Below are 18,302 nucleotides of genomic sequence, written 5' to 3'. Positions count from 1 at the left end.
CGGCGGTACGCGGCCTCAGAGAAGGCCCAGCCCGACAAGCTCGCGGCGCAGGGCCTCGGGCATCTCGGCGAGATCACCCGATTGCCCGGCGCCCAGGTCGGCCGGCGCGTCCCGGGCCGTGAGGTAGCGCCAGCCCTGGAATGGGCGGCAGGGGCGGGGCGACACCGGAACGAGGCGCGGATCGAAGACGAGCCGGCAGCGCGGGATGCCGTCCTCTCCGGTCAGCTTCTCGACCGCGGTGATCGCCTGCCGGCAGGACAGGGTCCCGCGGATCACCCAATAGATCGAGCCCTTGCCGGCGATCTCGCGATGGCGCTTGGGCAGGGTGCGGGTGACGTGGAACGGGTCGGCCGGACGTCCCTCGCGCAGCGCCTCGGTCCGGAACCGGTCCTGACGGGCTTCGAGGTCCGCGATCGAGGCGGGTCCGACGCAGAGCTTGATCAGGTTCAGGGCCACGGAAGCGTTTTCGGCTGACGGCCCTCGGCGGGCGGGCCCCCCTGATAGCAGGCTCCGGGCGCGTCCGCGCCGTCAGGCGAACAGGGCGAGCCGCTGCTCCGGCGGCAGCGCGTCGATCGCCGCGAAGCTCAAGGCCGGCAAGTCCGGTTCCAAGGCGGGTGCGGCCGCGAACTCGGCCCGATCCGCGTCGGGGCTGGGCTCGGCGTGTACGGCATCCAGGCCTGCGAACGCGTCGGCCGCCGCGAGGTCCTCGACCGTCGCGCTCTCCGCCGCCTCCGAGACCGGCAAGAACACGATGTCCTCGTGCAGCGGTGGGCTTCCCGGGCGGGCGACGAGCGCCGCCGCCGTCACGGCGGGGACCTCCATGGCGATGTAGCGGTCGATGTCGCTCTGGCAGAGGTCGAGTGGCGGCGCGTTTGGCAGGGCCCCGGCCGCCGGGTTGACCGGCATCGGCGGGATCCGCTCGGCCTCGCTGCCCCAGATCGCGATCATCGACGCGAGCCGGTCCTCGAGGTAACGCAATGTGTAGACGATCCGGGCGGTGCGCTGGGCGGTGAGATCCTGGAACGAGCAGGCCGTGTAGATCGCGGTCGCGTGCCGATCCAGCGCGTCGCAGGTCGGGGCGTCGGCGCCCCGCTCGCGCAGGGTCCAGGCCGCCTCCTGCATCGCTTCGGCCGAGCCGAGGATGTCGGAGGTCGCCTGCTCGGTCTCGCGTACGATGGCGTCCAGCGCCAGGGAGGCCTGCGTCAGGCGGGTCTGCTCGTTGTCGCGCGCACTGATCGCGGCGATCTCGGCCTTGGTCTGGCTGATCGCCGCGGCCATCTCGACGAGGTTGCCGTGCAGTTGACCGAAGGCTTGGTTGTCCCGCTCGGCCGTCACCACGTGCTCGAGCCGGCTCATGGCGCCGAGCAGCATCTCGGTCTCGGCGGCCCGGTTGCGCCGGGCATACTCGGCCAGGAACCAGCGCCCGCGCTCGCTGAGGCAGATCGTCGCCTCGATCGCCTCGTACTCGGCGAGGGCGCCTGCGGGGGCTGAACCGGACATGGAATCCCTCCGAACCCGAAAGGACGGCACGGCGAAGGCCGGCGCGCGGTGCGAACCGGGAGACGGTAAATTGACAGGGAGGGTTTAACGGGCGCTTACGGCGTTCGTACCCGGGACCCGGGACGCCCCGAACCCGCCTCCCTTCCTCCGGGACCTTCCATCCTTGCATCGTCCGTCCGGCCCGGCGCGCCTGTCGCTGCTCTACGCCGTCGTCTTCACCGAGATCGGCATCGCGATGCCGTTCATGCCGCTCTGGCTCGACGGGCTCGGCCTCGATGCCGGGGTGATCGGCGTGCTGCTCGCCCTGCCGATCGCCACGCGGATCGTCGCGACGGCGCCGCTGATGAGCCTGCTCGACCGCGGGCTGGGTCCGCGGCGGCTGATCATGCTCGGCAGCCTCGCCCTCAGCCTGACCTACGCGCTGATGCCCGGCGCCGCCGGGATCGGCTGGCCCGCGCTCGCGTCGCTCATCATCCTCAACGCCGTGGCCGGCGCGCCGCTGGTGCCGTGCATCGACTACCTGACGCTGGCGGCCGTGCGCCGCGACGCCCGCTTGGTCTACGCCCGGATCCGGATGGCGGGCTCCATCGCGTTCCTGCTGGCCAACCTCGTGGGCGGCCTGATGCTCTCGGCGCTCGGCGGCCAGCTCGCGGTGCCGCTGCTGCTCACCGGCCTCGCCCTGGCGGCGGGGTTCGTGGCCTGGCGCAGCCGCTCGGTGGTGGCGCTGCCGCAGGTCCCGTCCGGGACCATGCGGCCGCGCCTGCCGCTCAGGCTGTGGCTCTGCATCGGCGCCGCGGCGGCGATCCAGGCGAGCCACGGGGCGATCTACGGGTTCGGCAGCATCTACTGGACCAGCCAGGGGATCGCACCGGCCTGGGTCGGCTCGCTCTGGGCGACCGGCGTGCTGGCCGAGATCGCGCTGTTTGCCGGCATCACCGCCCTCCCCGCCGCCTGGCGCAGCCCGGTGCGGCTCCTGGCTTTGGGCGCGGCGGCGGCGATCCTGCGCGCGGTCGGCATGTATCTTCTCGGCGACCACCTGGCCGCCCTGGTACCGCTCCAATGCCTGCACGGCCTGACCTTCGGGGCGACGCAGCTCGGCGCGATGGCGGCGGTATCGGCCTTCGCCCCCGAGGGCGCGCGGGGCCGCGCGCAGGGCACGCTCAGCGCGGTCAACGCCGGAATCTCCGTGGTCGCCACCCTGGCGAGCGGGCTCGCCTACCGGACCGGCGGCCCCCTCGCCTTCCTGCTGATGGCGCCGCTCGCCGCCTGTGGCCTGGGTCTGGCGCTCGCCTCCGACCGCGTGACGTCGGATACGGATCGTCAACCGTAATGTCGACATAACCACACGGCAGGGTGGTGCCTCCAATCGAGGAGTTAGGGCTTGCTGAGCGAGGGCATGGTTCCCGGCGCATCGCTGCGGGACCGGCCGGCGGATGGCCGGTTGGCGCTCGACGGGCGCTGGACCGCCGATCAGGCGCCGACCGTCGAGGCGAATGCGGCGCGCATCCTGGCGGCCGGCCGGGCCAGTTCCATGACGGTCGACCTGTCCGGGATCGAGCGGCTCGACACGCTGGGCGCCTGGGTGCTCGAGCGGACCCGCGCCGAGATCGAGCAGGCGGGAGGCACGCTGACCTATGTCGGCGTGCGGTCCGAGCACCGGACCCTGCTGGGCGAGGTCCGCCTGCGCGAGGTCGAGTCGGCGGACCCGCTGCGGCACGGCCGCATCGTCGGGTTCCTCGACACCGTCGGCCGCGAGACCGTGCGCGGGGGTCGCGAGTTCGTCACCGCCCTCGCCTTCCTGGGTGAGGTGATCGCCGCCTGCGGGCGCGTGGCCCTGCGGCCGGGCACGTTCCGGGGCACCGCCCTGGTCAACCAGATCCAGCAGGTGGCCTTCAACGGCGCCCCGATCATCGTGCTGATCTCGTTCCTGGTCGGTGGCATCGTCGCCCAGCAGGGCATCTTCCAACTCCAGCGCTTCGGCGCCCAGACCTTCGTGGTGAACCTGATCGGCCTCCTGATCCTGCGCGAGATGGGCGTCCTGCTCACCTCGATCATGGTGGCGGGCCGCTCGGGCTCGGCGATCACCGCCGAGATCGGCTCGATGCGCATGCGCGAGGAGGTCGATGCCCTCCGGGTCATGGGCCTCGATCCCGTCGAGATCCTGATCGTGCCGCGGGTGCTGGCCTTGATGGTCGGCCTGCCGATGCTGACGCTGATCGGCGACATCGCCGCGCTCACCGGCGGCGGCCTCACCGCCATGCTGTACGGCGGGCTGACGCTGGATCAGTTCCTGGTCCGGCTCCAGGCGGCGGTGGGCGTGCACCACGTCATGGTCGGCCTGATCAAGGCGCCGTACATGGCGCTGATCATCGGGATCCTCGCCACGATCGAGGGCTTCGCCGTGGAGGGCTCGGCCGAATCGCTGGGCCGCCACGTCACGGCCTCAGTCGTGAAGTCCATCTTCATGGTCATCGTCCTCGATGGATTGTTCGCGGTGTTCTTCGCCGCGATCGATTTCTGAGCCCGCTGTGATGATCGCCCCCGTCATGCCCGAGACCGCCGCCGGCCCCGCGCCCATCATCCGGGTGCGCGACCTCGTGGTCGGCTTCCGGGACCGCACCATCCTCAAGGGGCTGAACCTCGACATCCGCGCGGGCGAGATCATGGGCTTCGTCGGGCCGTCGGGCCAGGGCAAGTCGGTGCTGACCCGGACGATCCTGGGCCTGACGCCGAAGCGGGCGGGCACGATCGAGGTGTTCGGCCGCGACGTCGACGGCATGACCTATGCCGAGCGGCGCCGCATGGAGCAGCGCTGGGGCGTGCTGTTCCAGCAGGGCGCCCTGTTCTCGGCGCTGACCGTCAAGCAGAACATCCAGGTGCCGATGCGCGAGCATCTCGACCTGTCTGAACGCCTGCTCGACGAGTTCGCCCGTCTCAAGATCGAGATGGTCGGCTTGCAACCGGATGCGGCCGACAAGCTGCCGTCCGAGCTGTCCGGCGGCATGATCAAGCGCGCGGCGCTCGCCCGCTCCCTGGCGCTCGATCCCGAGATCCTGTTCCTCGACGAGCCGACCTCGGGCCTCGACCCGATCGGCGCGGGCGAGTTCGACGACCTCGTCTCGACCCTGAAGGAGACGCTGGGCCTGACCGTGTTCATGGTCACCCACGACCTCGACAGCCTCTACACCGCCTGCGACCGCATCGCGGCGCTGGGCGACGGGCAGATCATCGCCGCCGGCACGATCAAGGAGATGCTGGCGAGCGACCACCCTTGGTTGCGCTCATACTTCCACGGCAAGCGGGCTCGCGCCATCACCCCCGGGGTGCCGGCGCATGCCTGACCGCTTCTTCCCCCTGATCCCGTCCCGGTCCCATCCGGGATCGTGGATACGCAGCTCGGCCGGACCGTGTTCGCCGAGCGGAACCGCAGGCTGATCGCATGGAAACCCGCGCGAACTACGCCCTCATCGGGGCCTTCACCCTCGCCGTCATCCTGGCGGGCTTCGGCACCGTGCTGTGGCTCTCCGGCGGCTCCTCGCGGCAGGTGAGCCAAGTCGTCCGCATCGTGTTCTCCGGCTCGGTCGGCGGGCTCTCCCGCGGGTCGAGCGTGAACTTCAACGGCATCAAGGTCGGCGAGGTCACCGATATCCGCCTCGCCCCGCAGGACCCACGCCGGGTGCTCGCCCAGATCAAGGTCGACCCCTCGACGCCGCTCCGGGCGGACACCCGGGCTCGGCTCGATTCGGCGATGCTGACCGGCGTCTCGGTGATCTCCCTGTCGGGCGGCAACGCCGACGCGCCCGTGCTCGCCCCGATGGCCAACGGGGAGCCGCCGACGATCTTCGCCGATTCCTCCGATATGCAGGACATGATGGCGCTGGCCCGCCAGGTCGCCCAGCGGGCCGACGACATGCTCGCCCGGCTGGACCGGATCGTGGCCGGCAACGAGGGCGCGATCAATCGCGCGCTCACCAATGTCGAGGCATTCTCGAAGACGCTCGCCGATGCGGGCCCGAACATCGCGACCCTGGTCAAGGCGGTGGATGGGGCGAAGCTCGGCCACGTCATCGACAACGCCGACCGGTTCTCGGCGGCCCTGTCCAAGTCCAGCCCCGATATCGAGGGCGCCGTGCACGACGCCCGCTCGCTGGCGGCCAAGCTCAACGCCTCGGCCGACAAGATCGACGCGGTGCTCAACGGCGCCCAGAGCTTCCTCGGCTCCGCCGCTGGCCAGGAGGGCTCCAGCACGTTCACCGAGATCCGCGCGGCCGCGGTCTCGGTGCGCGACGCCGGCAAGGCCTTCCGCGTCATGTCGGAGAACCTCGACAAGCGCACCGCCAGCATCTCGACGAATTTCGGCCGCCTGAGCGGGACCGGCCGCCGGGAGGTGGAGGCCCTGTCGGGAGACGGACAGCGCACCCTCAACACCCTGAACCGCACCGTGCGCAGCCTGGAGCGCGACCCGAGCCAGGTGATCTTCGGCGGCAAGCCGTCGTTGCCCGAATACAACGGCGGCCGGTGAAATCATCGTGCGCCGGGCCGATGTGTCCCGGCGCACGGCACTTATACGAGAGAGGGATAGTTTCTGCGGCATAGCTTATACAGCTCTGCCGTTCGCCGGCGGGGTTCCTCAGGTTGTGCGTATGGCCCGCTGCTCGTCCCACCTCATCGCCGCTACCCTGCTCGCCGCCCTGCTGGGTGGCTGCGGCGGTGCGACGCCCCTGACCTTCGATCTCGCGGCACTCCCTCCGGCCGGGCGCCCGGTTGCGGCCGGCCGCTCGATCGCGGTGTCGGAGCCGGTGGGGATCCAGCCGTTCGAGGCCGACCGGATCATCGTGCGTGAATCCGGTGGCGCCCTCGCCTTCCTGGGCGGCGGCCAATGGGCCGACCGGCTGCCGCGGCTGATCCAGACCCGCCTCCTGCAGAGCCTGGAAAATTCCGGCCGGCTCCGTTCGGTCAGCCGGCCCGGCGACAAGGTCGTGGCGGATTACCAGCTGATCAGCGAGATCCGCGCCTTCGACATCCAGGCGACGACCGGCGAGGCGGTGGTCGACCTGTCCCTGAAGCTCGTGGCCGACGGTACCGGCAAGGTCACTGCCGCCCGGATCTTCACCGCCCGCGTGCCGGTGTCCAAGATCGATGCCGGCAACGGCGCCCGCGCCCTCGATCAGGCTCTGACCACCGTGCTGGCCGACGTGGTGCGCTGGGTGAATACCGGGCGGTGACGGGCCGAGGCCGCGGTCGCCTTACTCCATCACCGCGGCCTTCATGATCACCACCATGGTGGCCCGGGCCGGGCCCTCGGTGCAGCGCACGAGGTGGGGCCGGTCGCAGCGGTAGCGCAGGGTCTCGCCGGTCCGGGCGCGCTGCACGATCCCGCCGATCTCGACCTCGAACGCGCCCTCGGCGACCGAGAGCGATTCCACCGAGCCGCGCTGGTGCGGGTCCGAATCGAGGACGCCGCCGAGGTCGGCCGTGACCTCGTACCATTGCAGCCACTCGATCGTCTTGATCCAGCCGATGATCGCCAGCCGGACCTTGCCGTCCTCCGAGACCAGGATCGGGGTGTCCGCCCGGGAGGTCTTCTCGATGAACGGCTCCTCGTCGCTCGACGCCAGGACCCGGTCGATCGACACGTCGAGCGCCTGGGACAGCCGCCAGATCGTCGCCAGCGTCGGGTTCGTCTCGTTGCGCTCGATCTGGCTGATGATCGACTTTGCCACGCCCGATTGCTCGGCGAGTTCCGACAGTGAGAGGTTGTAGGCCTTGCGCAGGCGCTGGATCGTCTTGCCGAGCTGGCCGGAGAGCACCTGTGCCCCGGTCAACAGGTCGCGTCCGCGCGTCCGGTCGGGCCGTTCCGCCTGGTCCTGCATCGTCACCGGTCCACCCTGGCCGTTCCATTATCCGAACGATCGTGCGCTTCTTCAAACGCAATCGCTGCCCCGACGCAAGGCAGGGGCGATCGGGAGCTAGCGCCAGATTGCGTGGAAGTGGTGGACCGGCCCATGGCCGGCGCCGATCGCGAGCCGGTCCGCCGCGGTGAGCGCGGCCGTGAGGTAATCCTTGGCGGCCGTCACGGCCTCAGGCAGCGTCAGGCCCCGGGCGAGCCCAGCCGCGATTGCGGAGGAGAGCGTGCAGCCGGTGCCGTGGGTGTTGCGCGTGGCGATTCGCTGGGCCGCGAAGGTCTGTGCGTGACCCTCCCGCATCACGAGGTGGTCGATGCTCATCGCCCCCGTCCCGTGCCCGCCCTTGATCAGCACGGCGCGGGCGCCCAGCCCGACCAGGCGGCGGGCCTGGGCCACGATTGTCGCCTCGTCCCCGGCGACCGGCTCGCCGAGCAGCACCGCCGCCTCCGGCAGGTTGGGGGTGATCAGGTCGGCCCGGCCCATCAGCCGCTCGCGAAGCGCCGCCACGGCGTCCTCCGAGATCAGCCGGTCGCCGCTGGTGGCGACCATCACGGGGTCGAGGACGACCGGGGCGGTCCCGGCCCACCGTGACAGCCCGTCGGCGACCGCCTCGATCACCGCAATCTGCGACAGCATGCCGATCTTCACGGCATCGACCGCCAGATCGGAGAAGACGCTGTCGATCTGCCGGGCCACGAAATCGGCCGGCACGTCGTGGATGCCCTGGACGCCTCGGGTGTTCTGGGCGGTGAGCGCCGTGATCACGCTGGCGCCGTAGACGCCCAAGGCCGAGAAGGTCTTGAGGTCTGCCTGGATGCCGGCGCCGCCGCCGGAATCCGAGCCCGCGATGGTGACCGCGATCGGGCTGGCGCCGCTCACTTCGCGTCTCCCCGCGCCGCCAGGGCGGCGTCGATGGCCGCGCGCAGCTCCCGGGCGCGCTGGCGCACCGGCTCGGTCCCGAACAGGGCGGTGATCACCGCGACGCCGTCCGCACCGGCGGCGATCACCGGGGCGGCGTTGTGCAGGCCGATGCCCGCGATGGCGCCGAGCGGCAAGCCGGAGCCCCGGGCAAGCCGGGCCCGGAAGGCGATGCGCGAAAACCCGTCGAGGCCGACCGGCGGGTCCGGATTGTCCTTGCTGGTGGTGGCGAACACGCCGCCGATGCAGGCGTAGTCGACCGGGAGCCGGTACAGCTCGTCGGCTTGGGCGGCGGTCTTCACGGTCAGCCCGATGATCGCCCCCTCCCCGAGGAGACGGCGCGCCTCGGCCGGGTGCAGGTCGCTCTGTCCGAGATGGACGCCGTCCGCCCCAGCCGCCAGGGCCAGATCGACCCGGTCGTTGACCAGCACAGGCACCCGCCCGCCCACGGCAGCCTGGATCGCCCGGATCCGCGCCAGCGCGGCGCGGGTGTCCGGTATGTCCTTCTCGCGGTATTGGAGCAGGGTCGCGCCCCCCGTCGCCGCGTCGGCGGCGAGCCGCGCCAAGTGATCGCCGTCGGCGCCGCAGACGCCGACATCGAGGACGCCGTAGAGCCGCAGGTCGACGGGCCGGCTTCCGGCTGTCGCGGAGTTCGCGCGCGCTGCCATTCTGGTCGCCGGCCCCCGCCGGAACTGGCCCCGCGCCGGCCCCGCGCCGGCGCATCTCGGGCGGCCCTGTTTGGGCAGCGGCCGCCGGCTTTGCAAGACGTCCGGTCACACGGCCGCGTTGACGCGCGGCGATCCTGTGCCCCTATAGAGACGTATCGATCTGAGATCCCGCACCCGGCGGGAGAGGTTTTATAGAGGGACGATGGCGGTCGGCGAGGCGCAGACGGGTGCGCGCGGGGCACAGGCCCTGCCGGAGCGCTCCTCCGTGGGCCTCGTCGCGGTGATCGTCGCGGCGACCAAGGGGGAGCCGCGCGCCCTGACCATTCGGGTTCCGGATCAGGCCCCGGGCCGCGGCGACGGCCTCCCGGCCGGGCCGCTCGTGCCCGAGCACGCCACCCTGGAGCGGGGCCTGCGCGCCTGGGTCGAGCGGCAGACGCACCAGCGCCTCGGCTATGTCGAGCAGCTCTACACCTTCGGCGACCGCGACCGCTCCGGCACCGCCGACATGCCGGACGCGCATTCGCTCTCGGTGGCCTACCTCGCCCTGGTCCGGGAGGAGCGCCCGGCCGGCCTGGCCGAGGCGGCGTGGCAGAACTGGTACCGCTACCTCCCGTACGAGGATTTCCGCAAAGGCCGGCCGCCCCAGCTCGACGCGATCGAGACGCGGCTCGCCGCCTGGGCCGCCGAGCCCGCGGATTGCGCGATCCGCACCCGCCGCCTCGACCGGCTCGGCCTCACCTTCGGGATGAACGGCGGCACCTGGAACGAGGAGCGCGTGCTGGAGCGCTACGAGTTGCTGTTCGAGGCCGGCCTGATCCCGGAAGCGAAGGGCAATGCCGGCCCGGCGGTGCCGAACGACCCGACCGGCGTGCCGATGGCCTTCGACCACCGCCGGGTGCTCGCCACCGCGATCGGCCGGCTCCGCGGCAAGATCAAGTATCGCCCGGTGGTGTTCGAGCTGATGCAGCCGGCCTTCACGCTGCTCCAGCTCCAGCGCACCGTCGAGGCCCTGTCGGGCACGCAGCTGCACAAGCAGAACTTTCGACGGCTCGTCGCCCAGCAGGGTCTGGTGGAGGAGACCGAGGCCCTCACCAGCGGCACCGCCGGACGGCCGGCACGCCTGGTGCGCTTCCGCCGGGAGGTGCTCTTGGAACGGCCGGCGCCGGGGTTGCGGCTGCCCTCGCGGCGGGTGGGGTAAAATGCAGAATTATAAATCGTCAGCTTGGACTGAGGTATTGTAACGAAAGGCAACTATTCTGTTCGTAAATGGTCGATGTAATAAATAATAATGTGTCGTCACGAGATCCGGGTTCGTGACGACAATTTGGAGATGCATATTCAATAACGCGTCGAGATAAAAAATCGGTAAAATTTAGACGTGATGAAATTGTTTTTTCATAATGGTCATAAGATTTTATGCTGCTTGCTGATCAGGTTGAGGGAAGCCAAAATGACGCAGCAATTCCAAGACGAGTGGTTTATAATTCGCGAGTTCCTGTTCGGCTTCCGTAACTGACATTCTTGTGATCCTGCGTGCAGCGTTGCGTTTCCCGTTGTCGCTGAATCTGAATTTAAGTCTCAATGCATCGTTAGCGTCTAGCGACTGGAATGGATTTGCTCCTCCGTCAACCATACTCTGTACCATATTAGGCGACAGCAAAGTGTTGAGTTCAGTTACGGGTTCTAGCCACCCACTCGATTTTGCTCGCTGCCACATCTCGTTAGAGTAATATGACTCTAGGTCGACTGGTATTCTGAATCCAGATCGCGCCAAAGGCACTAGACATGGTGGAGTGCGGAGGCTGACAACTTTCAATCCTAAGTTTGTCAGATTTAGACGATCCATTTCATTGGTTAAATTCGTTTTTGCAGCGCTGCCACTTGGATCCGCATCAAACACGGCGGCGCACTTTACCCTCTCGGCAACTGGACGATGACGTAAGGTTAGGAGCCAAGCCAAAGCTCGGCTCTGTAATGCGTTAGCACCGCCATATGCGTCTTCGCCGGAGCTTAAGTTTATGGTTCCGATCGCATTATTTGCAAAAACCTCCCAAGATCGAGTTAGAACTAATATATCGTTCTCGCCTTCTACGAAGATGGTCGGACGTTGTTGGGCCGCAATTGCACGTACGTTAATGAGCTGGCTATTTAGCTCGTCAAAGCGCGCCTTCGCTTGTGTAATGTATGGGGCGACGATAGGCATTAGGCCCATGCTCTCATCAACTTCGTCAGGTGAGCGCGTTTCGACACAAGTATCCCGTCCATTTTTGGAAACAAAATGAGAGACTAGCCATTCTGCGGCTTCCGGACGATGGTGATCGAGGCGATAAAAAATTGGGGAATGCGTTGTCAGGAATAGTTGAAAGTGCTTGGTATCAGTAATTAAATCGACAAATTCACCCGCCATTTGAAAGGCGGAGGACATTTCGACATTGTTTTCGGGCTCCTCGAAGCCCCAAATATGCGTGTAGCGGACCCCTCCGCGTGTTAACAATTCGTCACGTTTCACGGAGATAAAATTGAGTATCATAGGGATATGGCGAATTTTTATACCATCTCCTCTTCGGGAAAGCGGTATTTCTCCAGAATTTATCTCTAGATTCTCAAATATTTGGCGTAGATTTTCAGGCAGTCGCATGGTTGCTTCTGCGCCGAATGCAACGTGCAAAGTGTTCAGCAGTTCATGTAGCTGAGCGCCGAGTTGAGCCTGAAACGCTCCAGCCGAATCTTTAAGTGGGCCCTCGGCAACAGATGATAAAACATCATAGAGCCGGCCCTGCAAATCAGCGAAGAAAGCCTTGTCTTTGATCGCGGGTACATAAGTAAATCGTATGCGGTCCAGAAGTGATGGAATCTTGCTCCTCTGAGGAAAGTCCGTGCCATCAACGAACTTTCGGGTCTCCATCCGTGTTACTTCACCCTCACGTCGCCAAAATTTGCACCATTCGACTTTTGTCGGAAGATCTTCTCTCTGATAACTTTGTGGTAATTCTAAAGTAATTTTAATTTCAATCTGAGCTGCTTTGCGTTGGGGGGTTGTGGCGAACTGGTTGAAATCCTTCAAGAATTCGAATGATTCTCCGGCGTTGGTTTCTCCGTTAAAAAAGAGATTCAGAGCGCGAAGCACATTTGACTTCCCTGCGTCATTCGCGCCAACCAATGTGGTGATTGACCTTGCTGGAAAATCGGCAGCAACGATCGAGCGAAAATTTCGAATGGAAAGGTGATCGATCAAGGTATCACTCCCTAGGTAAATACCCACCTATCGGGTTCTCCTTGAAATTTCGCTAAAGTTGCATGCGACTCACTCATTTCCCGTCGCGCCGAAGCGCCGCCGCCGTGCGAGTGCCATAACGAGCCAGGAGCGGGATCTTATCCGCCCCCAAGTCACTCAACGGCCTTATCCATACGTATGGTCCTTCACCAGGAATCATTGGAGCCCCCGTTCCTTCATGAGGGGCTTCATGGTCAAAGGAATAGGAGCGTAGTGGACCGAGTTGACGCGAGCACGAGGCCCTCAGCCGGCGCGCGCGGCGCGCCACAGCCACAGGGCGGTCAGCACCAGCAGCACGGTCGCGATGGCACCGGTGCAGTCCAGGGCGTCCCAGCCGGCGCGGCGGCCGGGACCCAGCAGGCGCACCAGCACCGGCCCGAGGATCTGCCCGGCCGCGAAGGCGGCGGTCATGCGGGCGAGGAGCGGCGTCGGGTTGTCGGGCCGCGCCTCGCGGGCCAGTTGCAGGCCCGCCATGGTGGCAACCATGAAGGTGCCGCCCACCAGCACCGCAGAGGCTGCGACCGCCCACAGGGTGTGGGCGACCAGGGGCAGTCCGGTGCCCAGCGCCATGAGGCCCTGGGCCGACGCCCAGAGAAGCCGCCGCGGCACGCTCGCCAGCCACCGGGCCGCCGCCGCCACCGACAGGGCCGAGGCGAGGCCGAACAGCGGCCAGGTCAGGCCGAACACCCGGGGGTCCGAGGCCAGCTCGCGGGCCATCGCCGGCAGGAACGTGGCCGGCACGATGTAGCCGAACCCGAAGATGCCGTAGCACAGGACCAGGGCCGCCTGCCCGCTCCGGGAAGGACGTGCGAAGGACGCGCCCGCGCGCTCCTCGATCCGGGCCGGGGCCATGCCCTGTCCCCGGGACAGGAACCCGACGAGCAGCGCACCCAGCCCTGCGACGAGGCCCAGTTCGAGCCACAGCCGCGTCGCCGGTTGGGTTCCGCCCAGCCAGGCCAGCGCGCCGGCCAGCGCGATGCCGAGGCCGACGCCGGTGTAGATCCACGCGCCGAGCCGCGCGACGTGGCACCGGGCAAGCTCGGCCAGGCACCAGCCGCTCGCGCAGATCAGCGCCCACGCGCTGAACACGCCGGCCAGGGCCCGCAATCCTGCCCCGAGGCCGGGGGGTGCGGCGTGATCGGCCGCCGCCATCGCCACCGTCGTCAGCGCTACGCCGACGAGGCTGAGGAGGAGGCCCCGGAGCGGAGCGCGGGCGAACCAGGGGGCCGTCAGCGCACCGACCAGGTACCCGACATAGTTCGCCGCCGCCCATTCGGCGCCCGCGGCGGCGGTGAGGGTGCCGTCGCGCATCATCAGCGGCATCAGGGGCGTGAAGGCGAACCGGCCGATCCCCATCGCGACCGCGAGGGCGACGAGGCCGCTGGCGACGATTGGCCAGGCTGGGTGCTTCGGATCGGTCGGGGCGTGCGGGTGCGTGCTCATGGCGGCACCTCTTGAATACCGATCAGACGTTCTTGGAAAATTAATTTTTGTGACGTACGGTTCTCTTGATGAGAACGATGGATCTGGACGATCTCGATATTTTCCGCTGCGTGGTCCGGGAGGGCGGGGTGACGCGGGCGGCGACGCGGCTGCACCGGGTCCCGTCCAACGTGACGACCCGGATCAAGCAGTTCGAGGCGCGGCTGGGCGTGGCCCTGTTCCGCCGCGAGGGCCGCAACCTGAACCTCACCGAGGCGGGACGCATTCTCCTGGGCCATGCCGAGACGCTGCTGCGGATGGCCGATCTGGCCGAGCAGGAGCTGCGCAGCGGTGTGGTCCGCGGCGTCCTGCGGCTGGGTTCGCTGGAGAGCGCGGCGGGCGCGCGGCTGCCGCCGATCCTGTCGGCCTTCCACGCACAGTTCCCCGACGTCACGATCGAGCTGCAGACCGGGACGAGCCGCGCCATGCTCCGGCACCTCGAGCGCTTCGAGATCGAGGCGGCCTTCGTCTCCGAACCGTTCGATCACGTGAGTCTGTCGTCGGTGCCGGCCTTCGACGAGGAACTGGTGCTGATCACCGGCCGGAACGCGTCCGAGATCGGCAACGGCTCCGGCCGGCGGACCCTGGTGGCGTTCCCGCACGGCTGCTCCTATCGCCAGCGCCTGATCGCGTGGCTGGCGGAGGATGGGGCGTCCTACGACCGGGTTCTGGAGATGAGCTCATACCACGCCATCGTGGCCTGCGTGGCCGCCGGCACCGGTATCGCCATCGTGCCGGCGGCGGTGCTCGACAATGCGGTGATGAGCACGGCGGTCGAGCGCCATCCGCTGCCGCCGCACCTGCGCGTCAACCGGACCCGCCTGGTCTGGAAGGGGGAGGCCAGCGCGGCCCTGCGCGCGCTCACGATGCTGCTGCCCGATGCGGCCGGGACCAGCGCGCCGGCGTAGGGCGCGTGGTCGCCCCTACCCGTAGGTGTGGTCGTCCGCCGGGAACCGCCCGGCCTGCACCGCGTCGGCGTAGGCTTTGACGGCGTCCTCGATATGGGCTCGCAGCGACCCGAACTGGCGGACGAACTTGGGAGTGCGCTCGGACAGGCCCAGCATATCCTCCAGCACCAGGATCTGCCCGTCGCAGACCGCCGAGGCGCCGATGCCGATGGTGGCGGCGGTGACCTGCGGGGACGTCGCGATGGCGCGCGCCACCGGCTCGACGATGCCCTCCAGCACGATCGCGAAGGCCCCGGCCTCTGAGATCGCGCGGGCATCCTCCAGCAGGCGGCGCTCGTCGTCCGGCGCCCGGCCCTGGACCTTGAACCCGCCCATCGTGTTCACCGCCTGCGGGGTCAGGCCAATATGGCCCATCACCGGCACGCCGCGCTGGACCAGGAACGCCACCGTCTCGGCGAAATGCGCCCCGCCCTCCATCTTGATCGCCCCCGCCCCGCTCTCCTTGAGCACCCGGGCGGCGTTGAGGAAGGCCTGCTCCCGGCTCGCCTCGTAGGAGCCGAACGGCATGTCGACCACCACCAACGCCTTGGCGGTGCCGCGGATCACCGCCTGCGCCTGCAGGATCATCATCTCCAGGGTCACCGGAATGGTCGATTCCATCCCGTGCATCACCATGCCGAGCGAATCGCCCACTAGGATGAAGTCGCAATAGGGATCGACGATGCCGGCGGTGTGGGCATGGTAGGCGGTGAGCGCGATGATCTTGCGCCCCTCGGCTTTGCGCTTTCCGATGTCGATGGCTCGGAGCCGGCGCGACTGCACGACCTGCGACATGGTTCAGACCTCTTTCGGCTCATCGGGGTCGGCGGAGGGCGCCCGAAACACCACGGTTTTTCCTCCCCGTTCGTTGGGGAGGATGGCCCCTGCGTCAGCAGAGGTCGGGAGATGCGCAGCACGACGAAGCAGGATCTCAGCTCCGCCGCGACCCCTTCGGAAACGGCGCTCCCCTCTCCCGACCCGCTTCGCGAGCCACCCTCCCCCGCAGAGGGGGAAGGAGACCCACGTGCTGAACGAGCCCGTACAGGACGGGCCCGTCCCAGCGCTTCTGGCACCCTTCATACACCGCACCGCCCCGCGGGTCAGCGTCCCGCCTGGGGCTCGGCGGCAGCCTTCCAGGCCGGATCCTCCCGCAGGGTCATGGTCTCGTGCCTCTCCTGCCAGCCCTCGACGCCCTCGGGGAACCAGCGCACGCCGGTATAGCCCTTGCGGACCAGACGCTTGGCCGCGTTCCAGCTACCCCAGCACTCGACATGGCAGAACACCACGACAGGTTTTCCCGTTTCGCCGCCGGTCAGCTCCGCGACCCGGGCGTAGAACAGGGCCTCCCGCTCCGGGGCGATCGGCTCGGCCCCGGCCAGCGGCAGCCAGATCGAGCCGGGGATCGAGGGATGCACCGGCAGCCAGAGGCGGCCTTCGGGGAAGTTCGACGGCTTGCGGTCGGGGGCGGCGACGTCGATCAGCACCGGTTTGTCCGGCCCCGCCATCAGGGCGGCGAGCGCGTCGGCATCGACCACCGTGGCGCCCTGCAGGGTTTGCGGGGTGTAGCCCTTGGGCGGACCGGCGTAGAGCCCCTCCGGCTCGGGCACGTTGACGGGGGAATCGGCCGGTGCGGCAGCGAGGCAGCCGAATGCGGCCAACGCCGCCGCCAGCCGACCGATCAGGGATGCGCGCCGCATGGTCAGTTCGTCGGGCTCGGCGGGGTGAAGCTGTGCTGCCAGCTACCGCCGGCATTGTCGCTCGCCGCGACCTGGAGCGGCTTGCCGTCCGGCTTGAACGCGAAGTTGATCACCGGGTTCGAGGCGATCGAGATGTCGCCCGTCATGGTGAAGACCTTGCGGTCGCCGGCCGAGACGGTGAGCTTGTCGATGTAGCGGGCCGGCGTGTAGTCGCGGGTGACCTGGTTCATCTGCATGCCGGAGAAGTTCGGGTGGCGGATCATCAGCGTCGCCTCCACGGGCTTGCCGACCTTCGTCTCGGCGAACTTCATCCGCATGTCGCCCATGCCCTTCATGGCCTCCTCGTCGCTCATGCCCATCGGGGCCGAGCAGCCGCCGGACGCCTTCACGAACTGCTTGGCCTCGTAGAGCTTGCCGTCCTGGGTCTCCACCACGGCATGCATGTCGGTGTAGTTGTTGACCCGCACCCGGAGTTTTAGCTCCGTCGGGTCGGCGGCCGGCCCGAACTCGAACCGGGCCGCGTAGGGCGCCGGGTTGTCGTCGATGATCAGCGACACGGCCTTGATCTGCCCGTCCTGCGGCATGGTCAGGGTGATGGGGACCAGGGCGGCGTCGAGCGCGCGCGCCGGCGCGTCGATCTTCACCAGGTTGTCGGTGGTCTCGATGGCGCGGTCGCCGAAGATCGACTTGGCGATCTCCTGCCAGCGCGCGGTCCGCTCCTGCTCGGTGTCGGAGGCGCCGGCGGCCCGGACGGGTCCCGACAGGGCGGTGGTTGCGAGGATCAGGGCGAGCGCTGCCGCGTGGGCGGTCTTGAGCGTCATGGCGTTTCTCCCGGTTGGTCTCAATATGGAGGTTCGAGCGACTATTCCCACTCGAGTTCCTGATAGGCCACGGTGACGTTGCGGCCGTTATAGGTGTCGAACAGGGCCCACTTGTCCCGCTGGTCCCGGGCGACGCTGGCCACCGCCTTCTCGATCGAGACATCCTTGGCGATCGCCGCCCGGGTGCCGTCGCGCAGGGCGGTCAGGTAGCCGCTCAGGTCGTCCAGTGCCGGGGCGAGATCGACAGAGACCGGCCCATGGCCCGGCACCGCCCGGGTCGCCCCCATGGCCTTCAGCCGCTCGATCTCCTTGAGCCAGCCCCGCAGGCTGCCGTCGAGGGACGGGATCCGGTTCACGAACAGCAGGTCGGCGGGGAACAGAAGGCCGCTGGCGGAATCGCGCATCGACAGGTCGCAGCTGGTATGGGCCGGCCCGTGCGCCGTGAAGGTCAGGCGCCGGTCGCCGAGGTCGATCTCGGCCGTGTCGGCCACGCTCAGCGTCGGGTAGACCACCGGCCCGGTGCGATCGGCGCCGAGCATCTCGATCAGGCGCTGACGGTAGAATTCGCCCCGCGCACGCAGGGCCTCGGCGAGCTTGGCGTGGCCGATGAAGACCGGCTTGTCCTGCACGAAGGCCCCTGCCCCGAACACGTGGTCCGGATGGACATGGGTCAGCACCACGTGGGTGATCGGCTTCGGGGTTCGCTTGGCGATCTCGGCCCGCAGCCACTGGCCGTCCACCAAGCTGCCGCCGGTCTCGGTCACGAGCACGCCGTCCCGGCCGATGAGGAAACCGATATTGGCGATGGCGTCGGCGTTGTCGGTCGAAGCGTCCGCGGTCAGGCCCTGGCGCATGAAGATGCCGGGTCCGACCTCCTCCATCGCGAAGCCCTCGGCGGCGCGCCCGAGACCCGGCAGGCAGCACAGGCAGAGGCCGGCGAACAGGGCGTCACGCCGCGACAGGGGGCGGCCTACGGCGACGGATTCGCCTTGATGGACGGCGGACGCCGTCATGCCGGAACCTCCCTATTCTTCTTGCCTACCATTAAGTAGGTAGATCTTTCGGTGGTCAAGTGGCATGTTGGAGGTC

General features: G+C 68.1%; 18 protein-coding genes. 7 read left to right on the top strand and 11 right to left on the bottom strand.

The window, feature by feature from the left end; translation table 11 throughout:
• Positions 1–15: 15 nt before the first annotated feature.
• Together AC0IY0_RS02460 and AC0IY0_RS02455 are read right to left on the bottom strand one after the other, a co-directional pair.
• Complete coding sequence (locus AC0IY0_RS02460; RefSeq protein WP_471762974.1) at positions 16–456, bottom strand: DUF1489 family protein; 441 nt, start codon at positions 454–456, stop codon at positions 16–18.
• A 72-nt stretch (positions 457–528) separates the two neighbouring features.
• The gene (locus AC0IY0_RS02455; RefSeq protein WP_471762973.1) at positions 529–1,500 is read right to left on the bottom strand and encodes a hypothetical protein; all 972 of its coding nucleotides are present in this window, start codon (positions 1,498–1,500) and stop codon (positions 529–531) included.
• A gap of 163 nt (positions 1,501–1,663) precedes the next feature.
• On the opposite strand from AC0IY0_RS02455, the gene AC0IY0_RS02450 reads away from it, so the two are divergent.
• The 5 genes from AC0IY0_RS02450 to AC0IY0_RS02430 all read left to right on the top strand — a co-directional run bounded on the left by AC0IY0_RS02450 (position 1,664) and on the right by AC0IY0_RS02430 (position 6,725).
• Positions 1,664–2,830, top strand: coding sequence for an MFS transporter (locus tag AC0IY0_RS02450; protein WP_147938438.1), 1,167 nt, complete (start codon positions 1,664–1,666; stop codon positions 2,828–2,830).
• Between the two features lie 66 nt (positions 2,831–2,896).
• Positions 2,897–4,021, top strand: coding sequence for an ABC transporter permease (locus tag AC0IY0_RS02445; RefSeq protein ID WP_471763024.1), 1,125 nt, complete (start codon positions 2,897–2,899; stop codon positions 4,019–4,021).
• 10 nt (positions 4,022–4,031) lie between these two features.
• Entirely contained in the window at positions 4,032–4,841 is an 810-nt protein-coding gene (locus AC0IY0_RS02440; protein WP_471762972.1) for an ABC transporter ATP-binding protein, read from the top strand.
• 98 nt (positions 4,842–4,939) lie between these two features.
• Positions 4,940–6,022 carry an MlaD family protein gene (locus AC0IY0_RS02435; protein WP_147909039.1) on the top strand — a complete coding sequence of 361 codons (1,083 nt, stop codon included), beginning with the start codon at positions 4,940–4,942 and terminating at the stop codon, positions 6,020–6,022.
• Positions 6,023–6,143: 121 nt separating this feature from the next.
• Entirely contained in the window at positions 6,144–6,725 is a 582-nt protein-coding gene (locus tag AC0IY0_RS02430) for an ABC-type transport auxiliary lipoprotein family protein (protein WP_147909040.1), read from the top strand.
• A gap of 21 nt (positions 6,726–6,746) precedes the next feature.
• Here AC0IY0_RS02430 and AC0IY0_RS02425 read toward each other — a convergent pair whose 3' ends face one another.
• The 3 genes from AC0IY0_RS02425 to thiE form a co-directional block, all read right to left on the bottom strand.
• Positions 6,747–7,373 carry a helix-turn-helix domain-containing protein gene (locus AC0IY0_RS02425; protein WP_147938440.1) on the bottom strand — a complete coding sequence of 209 codons (627 nt, stop codon included), beginning with the start codon at positions 7,371–7,373 and terminating at the stop codon, positions 6,747–6,749.
• 96 nt (positions 7,374–7,469) lie between these two features.
• Positions 7,470–8,285: a bifunctional hydroxymethylpyrimidine kinase/phosphomethylpyrimidine kinase gene (thiD, locus tag AC0IY0_RS02420; RefSeq protein WP_419830134.1), complete on the bottom strand. Its 816-nt coding sequence runs from the start codon at positions 8,283–8,285 to the stop codon at positions 7,470–7,472.
• Positions 8,282–8,992, bottom strand: a complete 711-nt coding sequence (thiE, locus tag AC0IY0_RS02415; protein ID WP_471762971.1) for a thiamine phosphate synthase — start codon at positions 8,990–8,992, stop codon at positions 8,282–8,284. The genes thiD and thiE overlap by 4 nt, the downstream gene beginning before the upstream one ends.
• A gap of 202 nt (positions 8,993–9,194) precedes the next feature.
• Here thiE and AC0IY0_RS02410 point away from each other — a divergent pair, with 202 nt between their 5' ends.
• On the top strand, positions 9,195–10,190 hold the full coding sequence (locus AC0IY0_RS02410; protein WP_147909044.1) for an NUDIX hydrolase: 996 nt from the start codon (positions 9,195–9,197) through the stop codon (positions 10,188–10,190).
• Positions 10,191–10,406: 216 nt separating this feature from the next.
• On the opposite strand, the gene AC0IY0_RS02405 is transcribed toward AC0IY0_RS02410, so the two are convergent.
• A complete protein-coding gene (locus AC0IY0_RS02405; RefSeq protein ID WP_471762969.1) occupies positions 10,407–12,227 on the bottom strand; it encodes an ATP-dependent nuclease in 1,821 nt (606 codons plus the stop codon).
• Positions 12,228–12,509: 282 nt separating this feature from the next.
• Positions 12,510–13,709 carry a YbfB/YjiJ family MFS transporter gene (locus AC0IY0_RS02400; RefSeq protein WP_471762968.1) on the bottom strand — a complete coding sequence of 400 codons (1,200 nt, stop codon included), beginning with the start codon at positions 13,707–13,709 and terminating at the stop codon, positions 12,510–12,512.
• A gap of 77 nt (positions 13,710–13,786) precedes the next feature.
• Between AC0IY0_RS02400 and AC0IY0_RS02395 the strand changes: the two genes are divergently transcribed.
• Positions 13,787–14,656 carry a LysR family transcriptional regulator gene (locus AC0IY0_RS02395; protein ID WP_187278353.1) on the top strand — a complete coding sequence of 290 codons (870 nt, stop codon included), beginning with the start codon at positions 13,787–13,789 and terminating at the stop codon, positions 14,654–14,656.
• Positions 14,657–14,671: 15 nt separating this feature from the next.
• On the opposite strand, the gene panB is transcribed toward AC0IY0_RS02395, so the two are convergent.
• The 4 genes from panB to AC0IY0_RS02375 all read right to left on the bottom strand — a co-directional run bounded on the left by panB (position 14,672) and on the right by AC0IY0_RS02375 (position 18,226).
• Positions 14,672–15,490 (bottom strand): 3-methyl-2-oxobutanoate hydroxymethyltransferase, encoded by an 819-nt coding sequence (gene panB, locus AC0IY0_RS02390; protein ID WP_147909047.1) that lies wholly within the window; start codon positions 15,488–15,490, stop codon positions 14,672–14,674.
• Positions 15,491–15,795: 305 nt separating this feature from the next.
• A complete protein-coding gene (locus AC0IY0_RS02385; RefSeq protein ID WP_471762967.1) occupies positions 15,796–16,392 on the bottom strand; it encodes a rhodanese-like domain-containing protein in 597 nt (198 codons plus the stop codon).
• 2 nt (positions 16,393–16,394) lie between these two features.
• Positions 16,395–17,213, bottom strand: a complete 819-nt coding sequence (locus AC0IY0_RS02380; RefSeq protein ID WP_147909049.1) for a quinoprotein dehydrogenase-associated SoxYZ-like carrier — start codon at positions 17,211–17,213, stop codon at positions 16,395–16,397.
• Between the two features lie 41 nt (positions 17,214–17,254).
• Entirely contained in the window at positions 17,255–18,226 is a 972-nt protein-coding gene (locus tag AC0IY0_RS02375) for a quinoprotein relay system zinc metallohydrolase 2 (RefSeq protein ID WP_461231673.1), read from the bottom strand.
• Between the last annotated feature and the right edge of the window lie 76 nt (positions 18,227–18,302).

It is taken from the genome of Methylobacterium sp. AC315, from assembly GCF_979253755.1.
Note: the sequence above shows the minus strand (reverse complement) of the source record. Positions and strands in the feature narration are given on the sequence as shown.